Raw genomic sequence first — 18,609 nt, 5'->3', positions numbered from 1 at the left:
ATCCATTATTTGGAGCTCTCCTGACCCCAAATAGAGCTCTAACATTTCAAAGGCAGGATTTTATCACCCTGCCTTTTTATAATGCCTATTAATATTCAATCATTTATATTTAGGTAACCAATCTCCATGCGCTTCGATTAAATCATCACATAATGCAACAATATCATCGATTGAAAGTTCTGCTGATGTGTGCGGATCCAACATTGCTGCATGATATATATGTTCTTTCTTCTTAGTCATTGCAGCCTCAATCGTAAGCAGCTGTGTGTTAATATTTGTTCGGTTTAAAGCTGCTAATTGTTCCGGTAATTCTCCAACGTATGTAGGAGTTACTCCACTTGCATCAACTAAACATGGAACCTCTACAACTGCTTTTTCAGGAAGATTACTAATTAACCCGCCAGTATTTAATACGTTACCACCAATTTTGAACGGGACATTCGTCTCCATTGCTTCCATGATATAGGAACCATACTCATGTGATCGGCTATGCGTTAAATTCTGGTCATTTAATAGATCATCACGCATCTTTTTCCAGTCCTCTATTTGATTAATGCATCGACGCGGATACTCATCAAGAGGAATATTGAATCGTTCTATTAATTCTGGGTATCTGTTTTTTATGAAATATGGATGGTATTCGGCATTATGTTCGGAAGACTCTGTCACATAGTAACCAAATCGTTGCATAAGCTCGTAACGAATCATATCATCATGTGTACGCTTCTGTTTCTCCAACGCTCTTCTTTTGATTTCTGGATACAGATCTTCTCCATTTCTAGTAATCTCCAATAACCATGCCATATGATTTATTCCGGCAATTTTCCACTGTAAATTATCTGTCGACATATCCAAATCTCTTAATAAGTGATCTGCGCAAACCTGTACACTATGACATAATCCTACTGTCTTTATCCCGCTGTATCTTTGCATCGCTCCAGACAAGGCAGCCATTGGATTTGTATAATTTAAGAACCATGCGTCTGGACAAACTTCTTGCATGTCTTTTGCAAAATCCAACATGACAGGGATTGTTCGTAAGCTCCTAAAAATTCCACCTATACCTACTGTATCTGCAATTGTTTGGCGCAGACCATACTTCTTAGGGATTTCAAAGTCAATAATTGTACTTGGATCATAACCGCCGACCTGAATAGCATTAATAACATATTTTGCATTTCGTAGCGACTCTTTACGATCTGTATATGAGACGATATTGACTGTAGACCCCAGATTCTTCTTGATATTTTTCAGCATAGTCTCTGATTCTTTTAATCTCTCATGATCAATATCAAATAAAGCAAATTCAAAATCCTGTAATGCGGGAACTGTCATCGCATCTCCTAAAACATTTTTTGCAAAAATAGTACTTCCTGCACCTAGAAATGTAATTTTTGTCATGTGTTTGCCTCCGTTTATTTAATAGAGCCCATCATACCTGCAACAAAATACTTTTGTAAGAAGAAAAAGATTAATGCTGTAGGCAATGTAGCAATTACTATCGCAAGCATAATCACACCATAGTCTGGTGAATAACTTGATCCTAAGCTTGATATTAACAATGGTATTGTTTGGTTTTTAGGCGATTGTAAAACAACTAATGGCCAAAGGTAATTATTCCAGCTGCTCATAAAAGTAATGATTGCCGCTGCGGCATAAGTCGTCTTCATCGTAGGGATGTAAATACGAAAGAATAGTCCCAATTCAGATACTCCATCCATTCTTCCTGCTTCTAATAATTCTTTTGGAAACATTTTAGTGTTTTGTCTAAAGAAAAAAATAAGAAAAGCAGTTGTAATTGTTGGTATAACAACAGAAGCTAACGTATCAATCCCTATTACAGGAGCTATTTCGGAAATAGTCCCAAACATTCGAAATAAGGGAACCATTAAAGCAGCAAAAGGAATCATCATAGAAAGAAGCAGTATATTAAATACGATATCCTTTGCTCTGCTTCGATATATTTCAAATCCATAACCGGCTAAGGAAGCAACTAATAATGCAAGAACCGTAGTAGTAACCGCGATGATTGCAGAATTCAGTAACGCTTGACCGATTTCAACAGTTGCCAAGAGATTTTTAATATTAGTAAATAAATTTGTTCCAGGGAGAAGTTTCCCACTACTGACATCCACTGATTTGTTAGTCGCACTCACTATCATAAAGAAAAATGGAAAGATAGAAATAATTGATGAAACTATTAATATGCCATATACGGATATCTGTTTAAGCTTATTCATTTTTTATCACCTGCTAACTTAAACTGGATGATTGAGAAGAAAACGATCATAACAACAATTGCAAACGAAACTGCTGAAGCATATCCGAAATCTGGTGTATATTCAAATGATAGATCATAAATATACTGGGATATAGTTAACGTTGCATTTCCTGGGCCACCGCCAGTAATATTCATCGGCTCATCAAATAATTGAAGTGTACCAATTGTAGATGTTATGGAAGTAAATAATATTATTGGCTTAAGCATTGGAATTGTAATCTTGAAAAACTGTTGAAATGCAGATGCACCATCCATCCTAGCTGCTTCATAAATAGACTCATCTACATTTTGAAGTGCAGAAAGATAAAATATCATATTGTAGCCTACCCAGCGCCATGTTATCGCTAGAATAATAACTATCTTTGCCCAAAACGGATCTGACATCCATAGAATAGGTTCTGATATGATTGATAAATTCATTAGAATGGTGTTAATAATTCCGTTATTGCTAAACAGGTACTTAAAGATTACAGAGTATGCAACAAGAGATGTTACAGCTGGTAAAAATATTGCTGTTCTAAATAGCCCTTTAAATTTTAACTTTTTATTATTCAACATAACAGAAAACATTAGGGCCAGAATAATCATGAATGGTACCTGAATTAGGAAAAAGATGACTGTGTTAAATAAAGCTGCCAGGAATGTAGGGTCTGAAAACAATCGAGTATAATTCTCAAGTCCAACAAATTGTAAATTCACACCTGCTCCTGATTGAAATGACAACAATAATGCTTGAAGCATCGGGTAAAAGTAAAATAAACAAATCAAAATCACAGATATCAATATAAATATCCAACCAATTAATCCCTTTTTAGGTTTAAATTTATATTTTTCACTTTTTTGTTTTATGCTTTTATTTAAATTAGTGGTTTCCACAAAGCTCTCTCCTTACTTTTTAGAAAAAACTATGGTTTAGCCAAGCAGTTAGTTGACAACAATATTTGCAGTTATCTACAAATAAAAGGACTCTGAAAATCTAGCTTGTATACTAACTAATAGATAATATTAAAGGTTTTCAGAGTCCTTACTTCAAAATAAAAGCCAGCAATAATAAGGCTATTTTATTTGTGTTTCTGCCTGTTTTTGAGCATTCTCTAATACTTTATCTAAATCCCCACCATTTAAATATTCCTGCATGGATACAATTAATATGTCATCAATTGCATATGTGTGAAGACCATAATTTACTTCTGGAATTTCCCCTGACCATTTTGTGAAGTCGTTATAGATTTCCTGACCACCAAAATATTCATCACTTATTTCATAGGCTCCAGCTTCCATTGCAGGGATGTAAGTACCAATCGCACCCATTTCCTTTACAAGTTCTTGATAAAACTCTACATTTGAACCAAATGTACTTGTGAGAAAGTCAACGGCTTCTTCTTTACCATCGATGTTTAACACATACCATGAAGAACCGCCCAAGTTTGATGCATGTGTAGCACCTTCTACACCTGGAAGGCTTGGGATCGGAACCACTGCCCAATTACCAGATTGTGATTCTTCCGCTTTAATAGACGGCGTAAACCAATTTCCTGTTGGTAATGAGGCTACACTCCCGCTGTTAACCGCCTCCAATAATTGGTTCCAATCAGAATGAACGGCCATTAGATCTGCTTCTACCAGATTCTTGTATACTTCAAATGCCGCCTTTAAAGCCTCATTATCGGCTATATTTATAGTTACACCATCGTCCTCCGTATACCATGAACCAGCAGATTGAATCAATACTCGGATTATCCCGAAATCATTATGGTCATTAGTTATCAAATGCTTACCAGTTACCTCTTTAACCTTTTTACCAATTTCAATATATTCATTCCAATCGATATCCTGTAAGTCCTCTGTCGTGTACCCTGCCTCTTCTAAATAATCTGTTCTCACATATAATCCTGTTGCACCCGTATCAAAAGGAACACCATAGTTCTTATCGTCGATACTAGTAGCCGCAACTTTATAAGGAGTAAAATCATTTACGTCGATTGAACCTGTTACCTCGTGAAATGAATCAGGATAAGCCTCTAAAAAACTTTTCACTCGATAGTCTTCTATCAGTACTATATTTGGCAATCCTTTTGTAGTACCCGAACTTAAACTAGTATTAAGTTTTTGAACGATGTCATCCTGCGCATTTTCAATCACATTTAGTTCGAAATCAGGGTTTTCTGCTTTATAGGATTCCTCAGCTATCTCCAATGCTTTAATATTAAATTTAGGATCCCAAGCCCAAACTGTGATTCCATCTTCATCATTTCCATTTGAGGTGCCATTTGCTTCATCAGAATCACCAGAAGAACAAGCCGCTATAAATAATATGGTTATTAAGCTTGCTAGTAACAAAAGTCTTTTCTTCATCTTTCCACTCCTCCTTAATTAGGTAAGCCTTAGTATCTTGATATTTAATGCGCTTTCATAAATGCTGTAAATAATAGAATTTAAATGTATAGTTCCTGAGATTCCATCTGCTGCTAAAGGGCAACAGATGGATTTAATTTAAATCATTCTACAGTGACTTGAATAATTCATTAGGTGAAGATTCATTTTTGGAGTAAGCTTTCAGCTTAGCTGTAAAATGAAAATCGTCATTTACAAGCTTGTACTTGTCAAGTACTCCTGGACCACAGCTCGCCGAACCTAGCCCTTGCTGCTGATGATCTACATTCAGTACAATAAAATCTTGCTCAATCAGATCAAAAGTATGGCGGGCGATTTGAATATTTTCTGTTGTATAATGATGTGCACTAAAATTAAAGTCATCACCTGCTATAAATAATCCAACACCCGATTCATTCGTTAGCGATGCCCACTTAACATCTGTACGATTTCCATTTTCTTGTGGTACCACATATGGTGTATACATGTCTTTTACTGATTTAGACCATATGCCAAATCGATTAGCCTGTTTACTATCACTATATGACTCGCCCGGGCCACGGCCGTACCAATCAGCCTGATTATATTCCTTAACTAATTCCATCTGTAAACCAATTCTCGGTAATGTAGCTGATGCCTGTCCTATTTTCTTACCTGCTACATCAATATTTAATACGCCATCATTCGATATTTGATAAATGTAAGTTGTATTGAATCCCCAATTAAATCCAGGCGGAGACACTTTGGCATGAACAGTAATCGTAAGCAGTTCTTTCATCGAAGTTAGTTCATAGTTAGTATCTATAATTCGTTGCTGCATCATATGAATACCTTGATTTTTCCAGTTTCTTTCTTCTACCGGTGAACCGAATTCATCTGATCCCAATTGGTCATTATCCGTTGTAGCTCGCCAAAAATTCAGTGAAGGTCCCTTTTTCAAGATTTCCTTTCCATTAACTTCCCATGAATCTATTATTCCATGGGCTTTATTAAAGGAAATTCGGAAAGTATCACCGGTGACTATTAAATTACTATCATTTTCAGAATCTCTTACAAATAATGGGCCCGTAGTATTTAATCTTTTGATTGATTTAGCGTCTTCTTTTGCAACCGGCAACAGAAACTGTTCCCAAGCCACTTCATGACCAGCCTTAGCCCATATTGTGTCCAATTTTTGGTTTAGTTGAATCGTTAACCAGTAATCTGTCTTATATTGAATTTCTTTTGGCAGCGTAAATGGTACGCTTATAATTTTATCTTTTCCTGGTAAAATATCTGCTAACTCTAGTGATCCAGAATCAATTATTTTACCGTCAGCAATCAGTGTCCATGAACTTGATAAATGTTGTAAGTCTTGGAAATCATAATGATTGTATATACGAACGGTGCCATTTTCTAAATCTACAGCTTCCATTTTAACTGGCTCAATTATCTTTTTATATTCAATTAATGCTGGTGACGGCGTTCGATCTGGCATAACCATTCCATCAATAACAAAGTTTGAATCATGAGGGATTTCCCCAAAATCTCCACCATATGCGAAGTATTCCTCACCATCTTCTGTAAATTGCCGAATTCCATGGTCTAACCATTCCCATACGAAACCACCCTGCAGCCGTTCATGCTTATAAAATGTTTCAAAGTATTCTTTAAATCCACCTGGTCCATTCCCCATTGCATGTGCAAATTCACATAAAATATGTGGCTGCTTCAAATCCGTTCTACTGCCCAGCTCGTCCATCAGCTCAACAGATGAGTACATTGTCGAGAACATATCAGCTGCAACGTTTAGCTCTTCTGGCTTATTATTGGTTTTCTCCATAATGAAGCGTGTTTCTCCCTCATAGTGAATTAATCTTGTCGGATCTTTCTGTTTTGCCCACTTTGACATTTCTAAATGGTTCTGTCCAAATCCCGACTCATTTCCTAAAGACCAGATTATAATGGAGGGATGATTTTTGTCCCGTTCTACCATTCGCTTCATACGATTAACATATGCTTCTTGCCAATCTGAATCATCACTCAATTGATGTGCATTACCCGTCAACACAAATCCATGACATTCAATATCTGTTTCATCAATTACATATAACCCATACTCATCACAAAAATCATAAAACCTAGGATTATCTGGATAGTGTGCCGTCCGGACTGCATTAATGTTATTCTGTTTCATTAATTTGATATCCTTTTCCATCCAATCTATTGGAACAGCTCTTCCTAAATCTGGATGATGTTCATGACGATTTACTCCTTTAAACATAATTGGCATGCCATTTACTTTAATTAAACCATCTTTAAGCTCAACCTGCCTAAAGCCTACCTTTGTAGGAATTACTTCAATTACTTCGCCATTTTCATCCATTAGTGTAATAAGCAGATGATAGAGATAAGGCGTTTCTGCTGTCCACTTATTCGGATTTGAAACTGGTATGTTAATCGTTTTTTCTATTTCTCTCATATCACTTAATTGTAATTCCTGATATGCTTTGTCCACTTCTTGATGCAGAGTATCTAATAATCGAAATTCTAAATTGTATTTTTCTAGATTATCTAATTGTGAATGAATTACTGTATTTATTTCTAAGACAGCGTTCTCATAATTTTCATCAAGTGTTGTCATTACAAAGAAATCATTTATGTGTACTTTAGGTTTTGTAATTAAATATACATCACGGAATATGCCACTTAGCCACCACATGTCCTGATCCTCAATATAACTTCCAACAGACCATTGATATACTCGTACAGCAATTGTATTATATCCTTCTGTTAATAATGAAGTAATATCAAACTCAGAAGCAAGTCTGCTTCCCGTTCCGTAACCCGCAAGTTCACCATTTATCCATACGTGAAAAGCACTATCCACTCCTTCAAATCGGAGTATTACTGATTCCTCAAGCATATCCTTTGTAACATGAAAGTTCCGCAGATAAGATCCTGTCGGGTTATCCGATGGTATAAATGGCGGCTCAACTGGAAATGGATATTGCACATTTGTATAATGTGGCTTCCCATATCCGTTCATCTGCCAATTTGAGGGAACCTGGAGAATATCCCATTCATCAGCACTATAATTTCTCTTGTAAAAATCGCTCGGAGCTAGTTCAGGTGTTTCTGCATAATGGAATTTCCATTGGCCATTTAGTAATATGAATCCATTTGATTTCCCACGCTCATAGCTTAAAGCATCATCGGGATTCCTATATGACATAAAATAAGCACGTTCTTTAAGACGATTTTTTTCTAAGACTGCTAACGTTTGGTAATCCTTTTTATTCGACATTGTAACCTCCCAAAAAATTTGATAAAGTTTCTAACACACTATCCTTTAAACGCTTACAAAATTTTTGAATCGCCTATGATTCTACTTATCTACCCATTGCGAATAATATAGAATCATAGTACACTAAACTTAATAAATTAACTTAATTAATATTCATATTATCAGTTTTATTTCTATTTAGCAATAGAGAAAACAGAATAGGGAGGCATATTTTTGAATATTTTAGATTTGACTAAATACTACCAGCAAGCATTCACCAACACCCAAACACCTAGAGCCTTTTTCGCCCCAGGCAGAATCAACCTGATCGGCGAACATACGGATTACAATGGCGGAAATGTGTTACCCGCCTCGATATCTTTTGGAACCTATGCACTTGCCCTAGGGCGCCAGGATAGAAAGTTACGTTTTTACTCAGTGAACTTCCCTGATGCAGGGGTAATTGAATGCGATTTAGACGATTTATCTTATCAGACAGCACATGATTGGGCGAACTATCCAAAGGGTATGCTCCTATATCTGCAAGAAGCAGGCTATCAATTTGACCACGGTATAGATGTTTTATTTTACGGAAATATCCCGAATGGTGCAGGTCTTTCTTCCTCTGCATCAATTGAAATGGTAATGGGTGTTTTATTAGAAGAATTGTTTGAACTGAATATCGACCGGATTGATTTGATCCGTATTGGACAAAAGGTAGAAAATAATTATATCGGAGTTAATAGTGGAATTATGGATCAGTTCGCGATTGGCATGGGAAAGCAGAATCATGCGATTCTCTTAAACTGTCAAACATTGAACTATCAATATGCTCCGCTAGTTCTGAAAGATCATCTCATTATCATCATGAACACGAATAAACAGCGGACACTGGCAGGCTCTAAATATAATGAACGCCGTGCACAGTGTGAAGCAGCACTCTCTGATTTACAGACTTTATTGCCTGTTCAAACACTTGGGGATGTAACAATCGATGTATTTGAGAGCAACCAATTGTTAATTAAGAATGAAACAAATCGAAAACGCGCGAGGCATATCGTTTACGAGAATGCTAGAACAGTAGCAGCTCTTGAAAAATTAAATCAAAATGATCTTACTGCGTTTGGAACATTAATGAATGAATCACACCTCTCCCTCCAGCATGATTACGAGGTTTCAGGAATTGAACTCGATACAATTGTCGAAGCTGCATGGGAGCAGCCAGGCGTACTTGGTGCCCGTATGACTGGTGCAGGGTTTGGCGGCTGCGCAATTGCCATTGTTGAGAGCGAGAGTGTGGATGATTTCAAAGAAAATGTAAGCGTAATCTACAAACAAAGAATTGGCTATGAACCAACCTTTTATACAGCGGAGATTGGTGATGGAGCAAGAGAAATCTCAGAGGGAGTGTTGAAATGAGCGTATTAGTTTTAGGTGGCGCAGGTTATATTGGATCACATGCTGTGTATCAATTGATTGATCGAGGCGAAGAAGTGGTTGTACTTGATAATTTGCAAACTGGACATAAAGAGGCACTACATCCAAAAGCTACATTTTATCATGGCGACATCCGTGATGCTGATTTCCTTCATGATGTCTTTACAAAGGAAGCTATCGATGCTGTCATCCATTTTGCTGCAAACTCACTAGTTGGTGAGTCAATGGATAAACCGCTCGACTACTTCGATAATAATGTTTACGGAACACAGGTACTCCTTCAAACGATGGTGGAGCATCAGGTGAAGCATGTCGTCTTCTCCTCGACTGCTGCAACGTATGGTGAGCCTAAATCGGTACCAATTACGGAAATGATGCGAACCGAGCCGACAAGCACATACGGGGAGACAAAGCTAACGATGGAGAAACTGATGAAGTGGACAGCGCGTGCTAATGGGATATCCTATGTTTCGCTCCGTTATTTTAATGTTGCTGGGGCAAGGGAAAATGCGGAAATTGGTGAGGACCATCAGCCGGAAACCCATCTTGTACCGATTATTTTGCAAGCAGCACTCGGACAACGTGACCAAGTCACAATCTTTGGTGATGATTATGATACACCAGATGGCACTTGTATTCGCGATTATGTACACATCGAAGATTTAATCGAGGCACATCTTTTAGCTTTAAATTATTTACGTACTGGTGGATCAAGCGACATTTTTAATCTTGGTAGTAATCAAGGATTTTCTGTTAAAGAAATGATTGAAACGGCAAGAACTGTAACAGGTAAAGAAATTCCTGCTGTAATTGGCGAACGTCGTGCGGGTGACCCAAGTACTCTAATCGCTAGCTCGGATAAAGCAAAACAAGTACTGGGCTGGAATCCGAAACGTACATCGATAAACCGAATTATTACCGATGCGTGGAACTGGCACAGCAAGAAACCGAATGGCTACAGGAAGGTAGTGAAAAAATGATTTTTTCTCATATTGCAGGGCTTATCGAAAAGGCTATTGAAGCTGGATTAATCGAGAAAGCAGATGTAATTTATGCTCGGAATCAAGTAATGAATCTTTTGCAGCTTGAGGATTTTCCAGAAGAAATCACACAACCGACAGATGATTCTATCCCGAATATATTAGAAAAGTTGGTTGCATACGCAGTTGAGCAAAAGGTTATTGAAGATGTTTTCGATGACAAGGAAATTCTCGCAGCGAATATAATGAATTGCTTCGTTGCTCGTCCTTCCGTCATTAACTCTATTTTCAAACAAAAATATGCGGAATCACCCATAGCGGCGACAGATTACTTTTATCAACTTAGCAAAAACAGCAATTATATTCAGATGAACCGAATAGAGAAAAACATTGAATTCAAGGCAGAAACGGAATACGGTCAAATGGATATTACCATCAATCTATCGAAGCCAGAGAAGGACCCAGAGCAAATAAAGCGCGAACGGGAGAGAAAACATGCATTAGTAAACTATCCGAAGTGCCTGTTATGCGTCGAAAATGAGGGATACACAGGCAGGATTGGATATCCTGCCAGGGCAAATCATCGGGTTATTCGAGTTCCTCTTCAAGGTGAAAACTGGTATTTCCAGTATTCTCCCTATGTTTACTATAATGAGCATAGTATTCTGCTTGCGGAAGAACATCGAGATATGAAGATTGATCGCCAGGCATTCGAACGATTGCTTACGTTTACGGAGAAATTTCCGCATTATTTTATTGGTTCAAATGCTGATCTGCCAATCGTTGGCGGATCGATTTTAAGCCATGATCATTATCAAGCGGGACGCTATGAATTTGCGATGACTCGGGCGGAGGCTGTATTTTCATTTGTTCTCCCTGACTTTGCTGGAATTGATGCTGCCGTATTAAATTGGCCGTTGTCTGTCATCCGCTTGAGAAGTGAGCAGATTGAAGACCTTGTTGAAGCAGGCGACTATATTTTGCAGAAATGGAAAAATTATTCTGACCCTGCAGCCAATGTGCTTGCCTTTACTGACGAAACACCGCATAACACGATTACACCAATTGCGAGAAATCGTGGTGGAGTCTATGAGATTGATCTCGTTCTGAGAAATAATCGGACGTCAGCTGAACATCCGCTTGGAATTTTCCATCCCCATGCAGACGTTCACCATATCAAGAAGGAAAATATTGGTTTAATTGAAGTAATGGGGCTCGCCGTTTTGCCACCGAGATTGAAGCAAGAAATGGCTGAGATAAAGCAGTTCTTAATTGGTGAAACAGATCATGTTGAAGAATATCATCGTGACTGGGCATTACAGTTGCGAGAAAAATATGGCAGGCTAAATAATGCTGAGCATGTTGAAAAAATATTACAAAATGAGGTTGGCAAGAAGTTTGTCAGGGTTCTCGAAGATGCCGGGGTATTCAAAGAGCCTACAGCATTTAAGCGTTTTATTGATCTTTTAATTCATGGATGAGGAGAATTGGGCGATGATAGAGACAAATGAGATTTTAGGGAAATGGCAGGAATTTACGTTAAAGAATAAGAATGGAATGAAGGTTAGTGTACTCGATTATGGTGGAATTATTTCGCAAATTCTAGTTCCTGATCGAGATGGTTTGCTGGAAGATGTTGTCCTCGGCTATCAGGATTATGAGGACTACACAGAAAATCCGAATTTTTTCGGTGCACTTATCGGTAGGGTTGCTGGTAGAATACAAGATGCTGCGTTTGAATTGGATGGCAAAACCTATGAACTTGAGGCCAACGAAGGGAAAAATCAGCTGCATGGTGGTTCGGGTGGATTTCACCAAATCATTTGGGATGTGGAACCGTTTGAAACAGATGGCGCTGTTAGTTTGAAGCTCGGTCATCAAAGCGCTGATGGCGATGGTGGGTACCCGGGAAATGTTGCAATTGAAGTAACCTATACGTTGACCGATTCGAATCAGCTTATACTAGATTATGTGGCAAAGAGCGACAAGACAACGCCTATTACCTTAACAAATCATTCCTATTTCAATTTAAGTGGAAACTTAAAAAACACCGTTCATCAACACGAAGTAAGAATGAATAGTAATCATTTCGTCGAGCTTGATTCGAAGTTAATCCCAACTGGCAGATTGCTAGATTCTGCGGGAACAGTATTTGATTTTCGGGACGGTCGCTTGCTGCAGGATGGCTTTGTGGATGATTCCTTGCAAAATCGTCTTGCTAGCAGTGGCTACGATCATTACTTTGTTTTTGACTCGGAACAAGAAAATACGATAGTTGTTCATGATAAAGACTCTGGAAGAAGAATGGATATTGTCACCACTCAACCAGGTGTCGTCATGTATACATCCAACAGTTTAGTTGCAGGAGAGAAGCTTCGGAACGGGTTGTCACGGAAATATTTAGGGGTTTGTTTTGAAACACAAGGATCTCCAGCATCCTTACAGCATGAAGGGTTTCCAGATGTAGTATTGAATGCAGGCGAATCGTATAAGAAACAGACAACATTTTCCTTTTCAGTAGAAGAATAGAATATTAAAAAGCTGAATCTATGTGCTAGATTCAGCTTTCCTCTTTACACTTCTGCAAATAACTCGACAAGGAATAGTGATACTGCTCCTAATAATGTTGCATCATCCCCTAGACTTGTCATCACAACGACTGTCCCCTTCGCTTCAGGTGTGAGTGCTCGCTTCTCGATTGTTTGTTCAATCGCTGGCAATATGAATTTCTCACTCTTCATTACTCCGCCACCGAGGACAATTTTACTTGGATTAATCAGATGGATTAAATTCGTTAGGCCAATCCCAATAATTTCTCCTGTTTCCTGGAGAATTTTGATTGCAGCAAGCTCGCCATTTTCTGCAAGCTCAAGCACTTCTTTTCCAGTCAATTCTCCAGAACTGTTATCCGAGAGTTGTTCACTTGCCCTTCTTGCAATCGCTGCTCCACTCGTAAAGGTTTGTAAGCAGCCACGATTGCCGCATTCACAGGTTTCGCCATGGATATCAATTGCCATATGACCAATTTCACCGGCAATATCCTGTGCCCCATGGTAGAGCTTTCCATCAATTACAAATCCTGCACCAACACCCCTACCGATATTAACTGCAACCATACTGTTTAATTCACCATGACCACCAAACCAAGATTCACCTAGTGCCATCGCCCGAGCATCATTTTCAACCTTGATTGGCAGGTTGAATTCCTGTTCAAGTGCTGCTTTTATTGGGATGTTTTTCAGATTTAAGTTTGGAGCAATCCGTGATGTTCCTGTTTCAACATCTACTACGCCATGCATTGCCACCCCAATACCGATAATCTTCTCGAGTCCAATCGTAGATAACTGTAGGATTTTTCCAATATTCTCTTTTAAGACTGCAATGAATTGGTCATTGGTAATCGGCAGAGTCAGTTTGCTCTCAATTCGATTATATACTTCCCCCGCAAGATCCGTCAGCACACATTCCACCGTCTCCGGCCCAGCATCGACACCTATCACATAAAAAGCACTGCTATTTATATGCAGCATCGTCGGTTTCCGCCCGCCATTCGACTCCCCAAGCTTGCTCTCTGTAACTAGATTTTCCTCAATCAGTTCTTTTACAATACTGCTGACAGTTGGGGGCGTAAGGTTCGTCTCCTTCGCAATTTGCGCACGGGAAATCGGCTCAGATGTGCGAATTTTATTTAATATATTTGTTTTATTAACAGATTTCATTAGTTGAAATGAGCCATGTCGCATGAGATGTTCCCCTTTTTAGTTGTTATGGCTCTATTGTATCATAGTTAGTTAAGTTAATTAATCTTTATATTAATGTAATCGAGCAGGGCCAAATCTCTTTTTTTCCCCTATGAATGGATTGGTATTCTTTATGCTCATAATCTAGTAAAACGTCAGTTAGTCTAAATTATTATCACAGTGGAAGTTAAATAATTCAACAGTGGCGGGAAGTTTTATGCTTGTCAAAATATCCAGTTCTTTTACACGATCTGTATTATAAGAAGAACCATTTAATATTGCATTATCTAAATAGCCAGGATGTGTCATGACTTCGACGGTAATGCCATCTTGCACACGATTCGGCAAATCTTCAAAGTAATCATAGGTGGCAGTTTTCCCATAAAAATCATGCAAAAATTGATTTGAAAATGCGGGTACACCTTCGATTGCATCATTGTCTGCGCGTCGTACTGCAAGGTTGTATTTTCTAGATAATTTCTGAACGATTGGAAGCAGTTCTGCAATGGCATGAACGTGATGATGGCTGTCAAAATGTGTCAGCCGAATGCCACTATCAAGGAATTTCTCAATTTGTGCTGTCCATTCTTTTTCAACGTCATCAAGATTGAGATTATTACCTTTTAATAGTACTTTCAAGCTTTTAAAATTTCCAGATTCGTCGACCAGCGAAGGAACATCATCTAATATAGGACGTCCACAAGTGAGCACAAGATGAATTCCTACATGAAGATCTGGGTTATTCCTAGCTAGTATAAAGGCATGTTCCGCACCAGGCATATTTGTCATGAGCGTTGCAGAATTTACAATACCATGCGTAAAAGCGTCAATTATACCAAAATTAACTGCTCTTGAATAACCAAAATCATCTGCGTTTACAATGAGCTTAATCACAAACTTACCTCCAATAATAACTACTTCGTTTTATTTTTTTGTAAATCTTATCTATTAAAAAACTTCGGCAGATAATCTTTGTGCGCTTCTAACATTTCATCCACAATTTGTTTTGCAAGGACATCTGATGAAACAAGCGGATTTATTGTCAGCGCAAGAACAGCTTTATCATAGCTACCTTCAACCGCTGCTTCACTTGCAATCCGTTCAAATGATTTTATTTGCTGGACAAGTCCGCGGGCTGCGATAGGGATATCACCTACAGTAATTGGTTTTGGACCATCTTTTGTAATTATACTACTAACTTCTACTGCTGAGTCATTGGGTATACTAGCAATTGCACCGTTATTCATTGTGTTAACAGGCTGAATATCACCTTTGTCATTATAAATCGAAGTAATTAAGCGAACAGCTGCATCGCTGTAATAAGCCCCACCGCGTTCTTGCAGTTGAGGTGGTCTAATGTTTAAGTTTTCATCCTTATAGAGCTCAAATAAATCTTTTTCTAAACGCTGAACAACTTCAGCACGAGTTCCTTCCTTTTCTGCAGATTCCATTGTTTTCTTAAGCGTTTCAGGTCTTTTGTAGTAATAGTTATGATATGGACACGGCAGGGCATTTAAAGAACGGATAAATGCAGGCTCCCACTCCTGTCCTTCAATATTCTTCACGAAATTCGTATTATCAGGATCCGTCATTAATTCTATGACCTCATCCTTCACACTTTCACCATCAACATATATATCCAGTCCGTAGATCATATGATTAAGCCCAGCAAAATCGATGCGTACTCGAGAATGTTCTACATCAAGCAACTTGGCAATGCCCATTTCCATACCAATTGGTACGTTGCAGAGTCCAACGACTTTTCTAAAATCACTATGACGAAGGACTGCTTCCGTTACCATTCCCGCTGGATTGGTAAAATTAACAAGCCATGCATCTGGGCAGAGCTCCTGCATTTCGCTAACGATTTCTAAAATAACTGGAATCGTACGAAGGCCTTTAAATAAACCTCCAGGACCATTTGTCTCTTGGCCAAGCACTCCATATTTTAGCGGTATTCGCTCATCCTTTGCCCGCGCATCCAGTAACCCTACCCGAAACTGCGTTGTGACAAAATCAGCGTCTTTTAAAGCTTTCCTTCGATCAAATGTTAAATGGACTTCTACTGGAAGATTTGCCTTTTTGAACATACGCTTCGCTAGATTACCAACAGTTTCAAGTTTTTCTTTACCTTCTTCAATATCGACAAGCCATAACTCCTTGATTGGCAATTCATCATATCGGTTGATAAACCCTTCTACAAGTTCAGGAGTGTAACTTGAACCTCCACCGATTGTTGCAATCTTCATTGGCTTTTTCTTTGCCATTGTAGATATTACCTCCTAATTGTTAATTAAATGAATCATCTCTTGTCTAAGATCAATGATTTCGTTTGCTAATTCTTTAAGTGTCAATGCTGTCATAAAATGGTCTTGTGCATGGACCAGAATTATTGGAATATCAAAATTCTCTCCTTGAGCCTCTTCCTGAATTAATTTAATTTGGAATGTATGTGCTTGATTTAGTTCCTTATCAGACTCTGTAATTTTCTGCCTTGCTGCTTCAAAGTTTTTCTTCTTTGCTTCGTAGATCGCTTCTATTGCGGAACTTCTTGCATTCCCGCTGTGCAGTATTAATTGGAAGCTAATATTATATAATTCATCCTTCGTCAAAAGAAACCACGCCCTTATATTCAGTTATTAAAGATTAGGAGCCTAATGCTGGATGATTGTTTTTCTATTAATTCTCTTTATCGCTTTCCGTTCCTATTTCTAATTGTAAGTTTTGTTTATCCCATACTTTAAAGAATGGATAATAGATAGCGAACGCGATGACTAAATTAATAGCCTGCATCATTCCACCCCGCCAATTCCCACCGGCCGCTAAAATTCCACCAATAATTGGCGGTGTTGTCCATGGAACAGCGACACCTGTTGTTTTCGGTGCAAACCCTATATGCATCAGAACGAATGTTGATATAACCATTACAACTGGAGCTAAAATAAAAGGAATCATTAATATTGGGTTCATTACTATTGGAGCCCCAAAGACAATCGGTTCATTTATATTAAATATTCCTGGTCCTATGGCCAATTTACCTAATTGCTTTGATTGCTGACTTTTTGCAAATATGAGCATCATAATAGCAAACATTAAGGTTGCACCAGATCCGCCCATAAAAATGAAAATGTCAAAGAACTGCGCATTTACAATATTGGGAATCTCCGTTCCAGCCTGAAGAGCTAAACGGTTCTCATCTGTTGCAGCTAACATGATTGGCCCCATAATACCGCCAATAATTGCTGCACCGTGGAGACCACAAACCCAAAGCAGGTGGACAAGCAGCACATAAACAATGGCACCAATTAATGTTGTACCGAAAACACTGAGTGGCTCCTGCAGCAGTTGGCCAACAATATTATGCAAACTCTCAAATGGTGTCACTTCAATAATCAGACGAAGCAGCCAAACAACGATAATCACTATTGCAGCAGGAAAAAGCGCGACAAATGATTTGCTTACACTTGGCGGAACTCCAGCAGGCATTCTAATTACCAAGCCCTTTTGTATAATGTACCGGAATATTTCAGTAGATAGAATAGCGATTAATATTCCTACAAATAGTCCTTTACTTCCAAGTAAAGCAATCGGAAGAACACCAGTTACCTCAATCGCTGCTTCCGCACCCGCTGGGGTAAACATCGTAAAATAAGGTGTTGCTAAAATAAAAGCAGATAACGAGATAGCGCCAGCACTCAGCGGATCGACCTTATAGTGTTCTGCTAGACGGTATGCAATCCCAAATGTCGCAACAAGTGCCATAATATCAAACGTTGCGGTTACTGGATACGTTAATTTTGTCAGCCAAAGTTCACCGAATATGCTTGCCATCCACTCGTTATAGCCGGGAATTGGCAGAAAACCTAGAATGAGGAAAAGAGATCCAATAATAATGAGCGGCATTGCTAAAATAATACCATCCCGCAGTGCTTGTAAATGTCTTTGCGCAGCTATTTTACCAGCAACAGGCATCATTTTTTCTTCTAGAAAAACATTAATTTTGCTCATCGGTAAGCCCCCCTGATAATTATGAAACAATTAAGCTCTTAGCGAACTTTACAACCTCGTCACCTTTAATCAAGCCGTAATGGACAGAGTTAATCAGATCAACTGGAATTCCTTTTTCCTCGCCAATTTTCTTCATTTTAGGAAGTAAATATCTCACTTGCGGTCCTAAAAGAAGAACGTCTGCATCGTCGACATGATCATTGACTTCGTTTGCAGACACCGCCCAAATCCTGCATTCCAATCCCTGTTCCTTTGCATAATCTTCCATTTTCGTTACTAGTAAGCTCGTACTCATTCCTGCTGCACAGCATAATAAAATATTCATATAATCTCCCCCTTTATTTAGGTAAGCGCTTCCATTTTTTATGGCCGCCAAATTACCTATATAAAGTATATTGTGGAAGTTTAGTATTATTCATGCAATTTTGGGTGCCTGTCGCTTCCCAAAGTTTGTCGAAAGCGGTAAGTCCATTTGACTTTTCTTAAATAGAAAAAAAGATAACCAATTATTCTAGGTTATCTTAT

Annotated in this window: 15 protein-coding genes; 4 read left to right on the top strand and 11 right to left on the bottom strand. The window is 38.4% G+C overall.

All coding sequences use genetic code 11. From position 1 onward, the window contains the following. Nucleotides 1-99: 99 nt before the first annotated feature. The 5 genes from melA to lacZ all read right to left on the bottom strand — a co-directional run bounded on the left by melA (nt 100) and on the right by lacZ (nt 7,940). Nucleotides 100-1,401, bottom strand: coding sequence for an alpha-glucosidase/alpha-galactosidase (gene melA, locus CWR45_RS05705; protein WP_115748852.1), 1,302 nt, complete (start codon nt 1,399-1,401; stop codon nt 100-102). Nucleotides 1,402-1,415: 14 nt separating this feature from the next. Further along, complete coding sequence (locus CWR45_RS05700) at nt 1,416-2,240, bottom strand: carbohydrate ABC transporter permease (RefSeq protein WP_115748850.1); 825 nt, start codon at nt 2,238-2,240, stop codon at nt 1,416-1,418. Continuing rightward, nucleotides 2,237-3,157: a carbohydrate ABC transporter permease gene (locus tag CWR45_RS05695; RefSeq protein ID WP_425453596.1), complete on the bottom strand. Its 921-nt coding sequence runs from the start codon at nt 3,155-3,157 to the stop codon at nt 2,237-2,239. The genes CWR45_RS05700 and CWR45_RS05695 overlap by 4 nt, the downstream gene beginning before the upstream one ends. Nucleotides 3,158-3,337: 180 nt before the next feature. Beyond that, nucleotides 3,338-4,636 carry an ABC transporter substrate-binding protein gene (locus tag CWR45_RS05690; RefSeq protein WP_115748848.1) on the bottom strand — a complete coding sequence of 433 codons (1,299 nt, stop codon included), beginning with the start codon at nt 4,634-4,636 and terminating at the stop codon, nt 3,338-3,340. 148 nt (nt 4,637-4,784) lie between these two features. Then, nucleotides 4,785-7,940 (bottom strand): beta-galactosidase, LacZ type, encoded by a 3,156-nt coding sequence (gene lacZ / locus CWR45_RS05685; protein WP_115748846.1) that lies wholly within the window; start codon nt 7,938-7,940, stop codon nt 4,785-4,787. 213 nt (nt 7,941-8,153) lie between these two features. Here lacZ and CWR45_RS05680 point away from each other — a divergent pair, with 213 nt between their 5' ends. The 4 genes from CWR45_RS05680 to CWR45_RS05665 are packed head-to-tail and all read left to right on the top strand — an operon-like array spanning nt 8,154 to nt 12,865. Continuing rightward, entirely contained in the window at nt 8,154-9,338 is a 1,185-nt protein-coding gene (locus CWR45_RS05680; RefSeq protein WP_115748844.1) for a galactokinase, read from the top strand. Next, a complete protein-coding gene (gene galE, locus CWR45_RS05675) occupies nt 9,335-10,336 on the top strand; it encodes a UDP-glucose 4-epimerase GalE (protein WP_115748843.1) in 1,002 nt (333 codons plus the stop codon). Before CWR45_RS05680 ends, galE begins: the two co-directional genes overlap by 4 nt. Next, on the top strand, nt 10,333-11,817 hold the full coding sequence (gene galT, locus CWR45_RS05670) for a UDP-glucose--hexose-1-phosphate uridylyltransferase (protein WP_115748841.1): 1,485 nt from the start codon (nt 10,333-10,335) through the stop codon (nt 11,815-11,817). Before galE ends, galT begins: the two co-directional genes overlap by 4 nt. Nucleotides 11,818-11,830: 13 nt before the next feature. After that, nucleotides 11,831-12,865 (top strand): aldose epimerase family protein, encoded by a 1,035-nt coding sequence (locus CWR45_RS05665; RefSeq protein WP_115748840.1) that lies wholly within the window; start codon nt 11,831-11,833, stop codon nt 12,863-12,865. Between the two features lie 44 nt (nt 12,866-12,909). Here CWR45_RS05665 and CWR45_RS05660 read toward each other — a convergent pair whose 3' ends face one another. From CWR45_RS05660 to CWR45_RS05635, 6 genes are all read right to left on the bottom strand, one after another. Continuing rightward, entirely contained in the window at nt 12,910-14,079 is a 1,170-nt protein-coding gene (locus CWR45_RS05660) for an ROK family transcriptional regulator (RefSeq protein WP_115748838.1), read from the bottom strand. A gap of 156 nt (nt 14,080-14,235) precedes the next feature. Beyond that, complete coding sequence (gene chbG / locus CWR45_RS05655) at nt 14,236-14,970, bottom strand: chitin disaccharide deacetylase (protein WP_115748836.1); 735 nt, start codon at nt 14,968-14,970, stop codon at nt 14,236-14,238. A 47-nt stretch (nt 14,971-15,017) separates the two neighbouring features. Continuing rightward, a complete protein-coding gene (locus CWR45_RS05650; RefSeq protein ID WP_115748834.1) occupies nt 15,018-16,343 on the bottom strand; it encodes a 6-phospho-beta-glucosidase in 1,326 nt (441 codons plus the stop codon). 15 nt (nt 16,344-16,358) lie between these two features. After that, on the bottom strand, nt 16,359-16,688 hold the full coding sequence (locus CWR45_RS05645) for a PTS sugar transporter subunit IIA (protein WP_115748832.1): 330 nt from the start codon (nt 16,686-16,688) through the stop codon (nt 16,359-16,361). A gap of 67 nt (nt 16,689-16,755) precedes the next feature. Next, complete coding sequence (celB, locus tag CWR45_RS05640) at nt 16,756-18,084, bottom strand: PTS cellobiose transporter subunit IIC (RefSeq protein WP_115748830.1); 1,329 nt, start codon at nt 18,082-18,084, stop codon at nt 16,756-16,758. Nucleotides 18,085-18,103: 19 nt separating this feature from the next. Continuing rightward, on the bottom strand, nt 18,104-18,409 hold the full coding sequence (locus CWR45_RS05635; protein ID WP_115748828.1) for a PTS sugar transporter subunit IIB: 306 nt from the start codon (nt 18,407-18,409) through the stop codon (nt 18,104-18,106). Nucleotides 18,410-18,609: the final 200 nt, after the last annotated feature.

The organism is Oceanobacillus chungangensis (assembly GCF_003369565.1).
GTDB lineage: Bacteria > Bacillota > Bacilli > Bacillales > Amphibacillaceae > Oceanobacillus > Oceanobacillus chungangensis.
The sequence above is the reverse complement of the archived record's forward strand: the minus strand, read 5'-3'. Positions and strand labels throughout refer to the sequence as shown.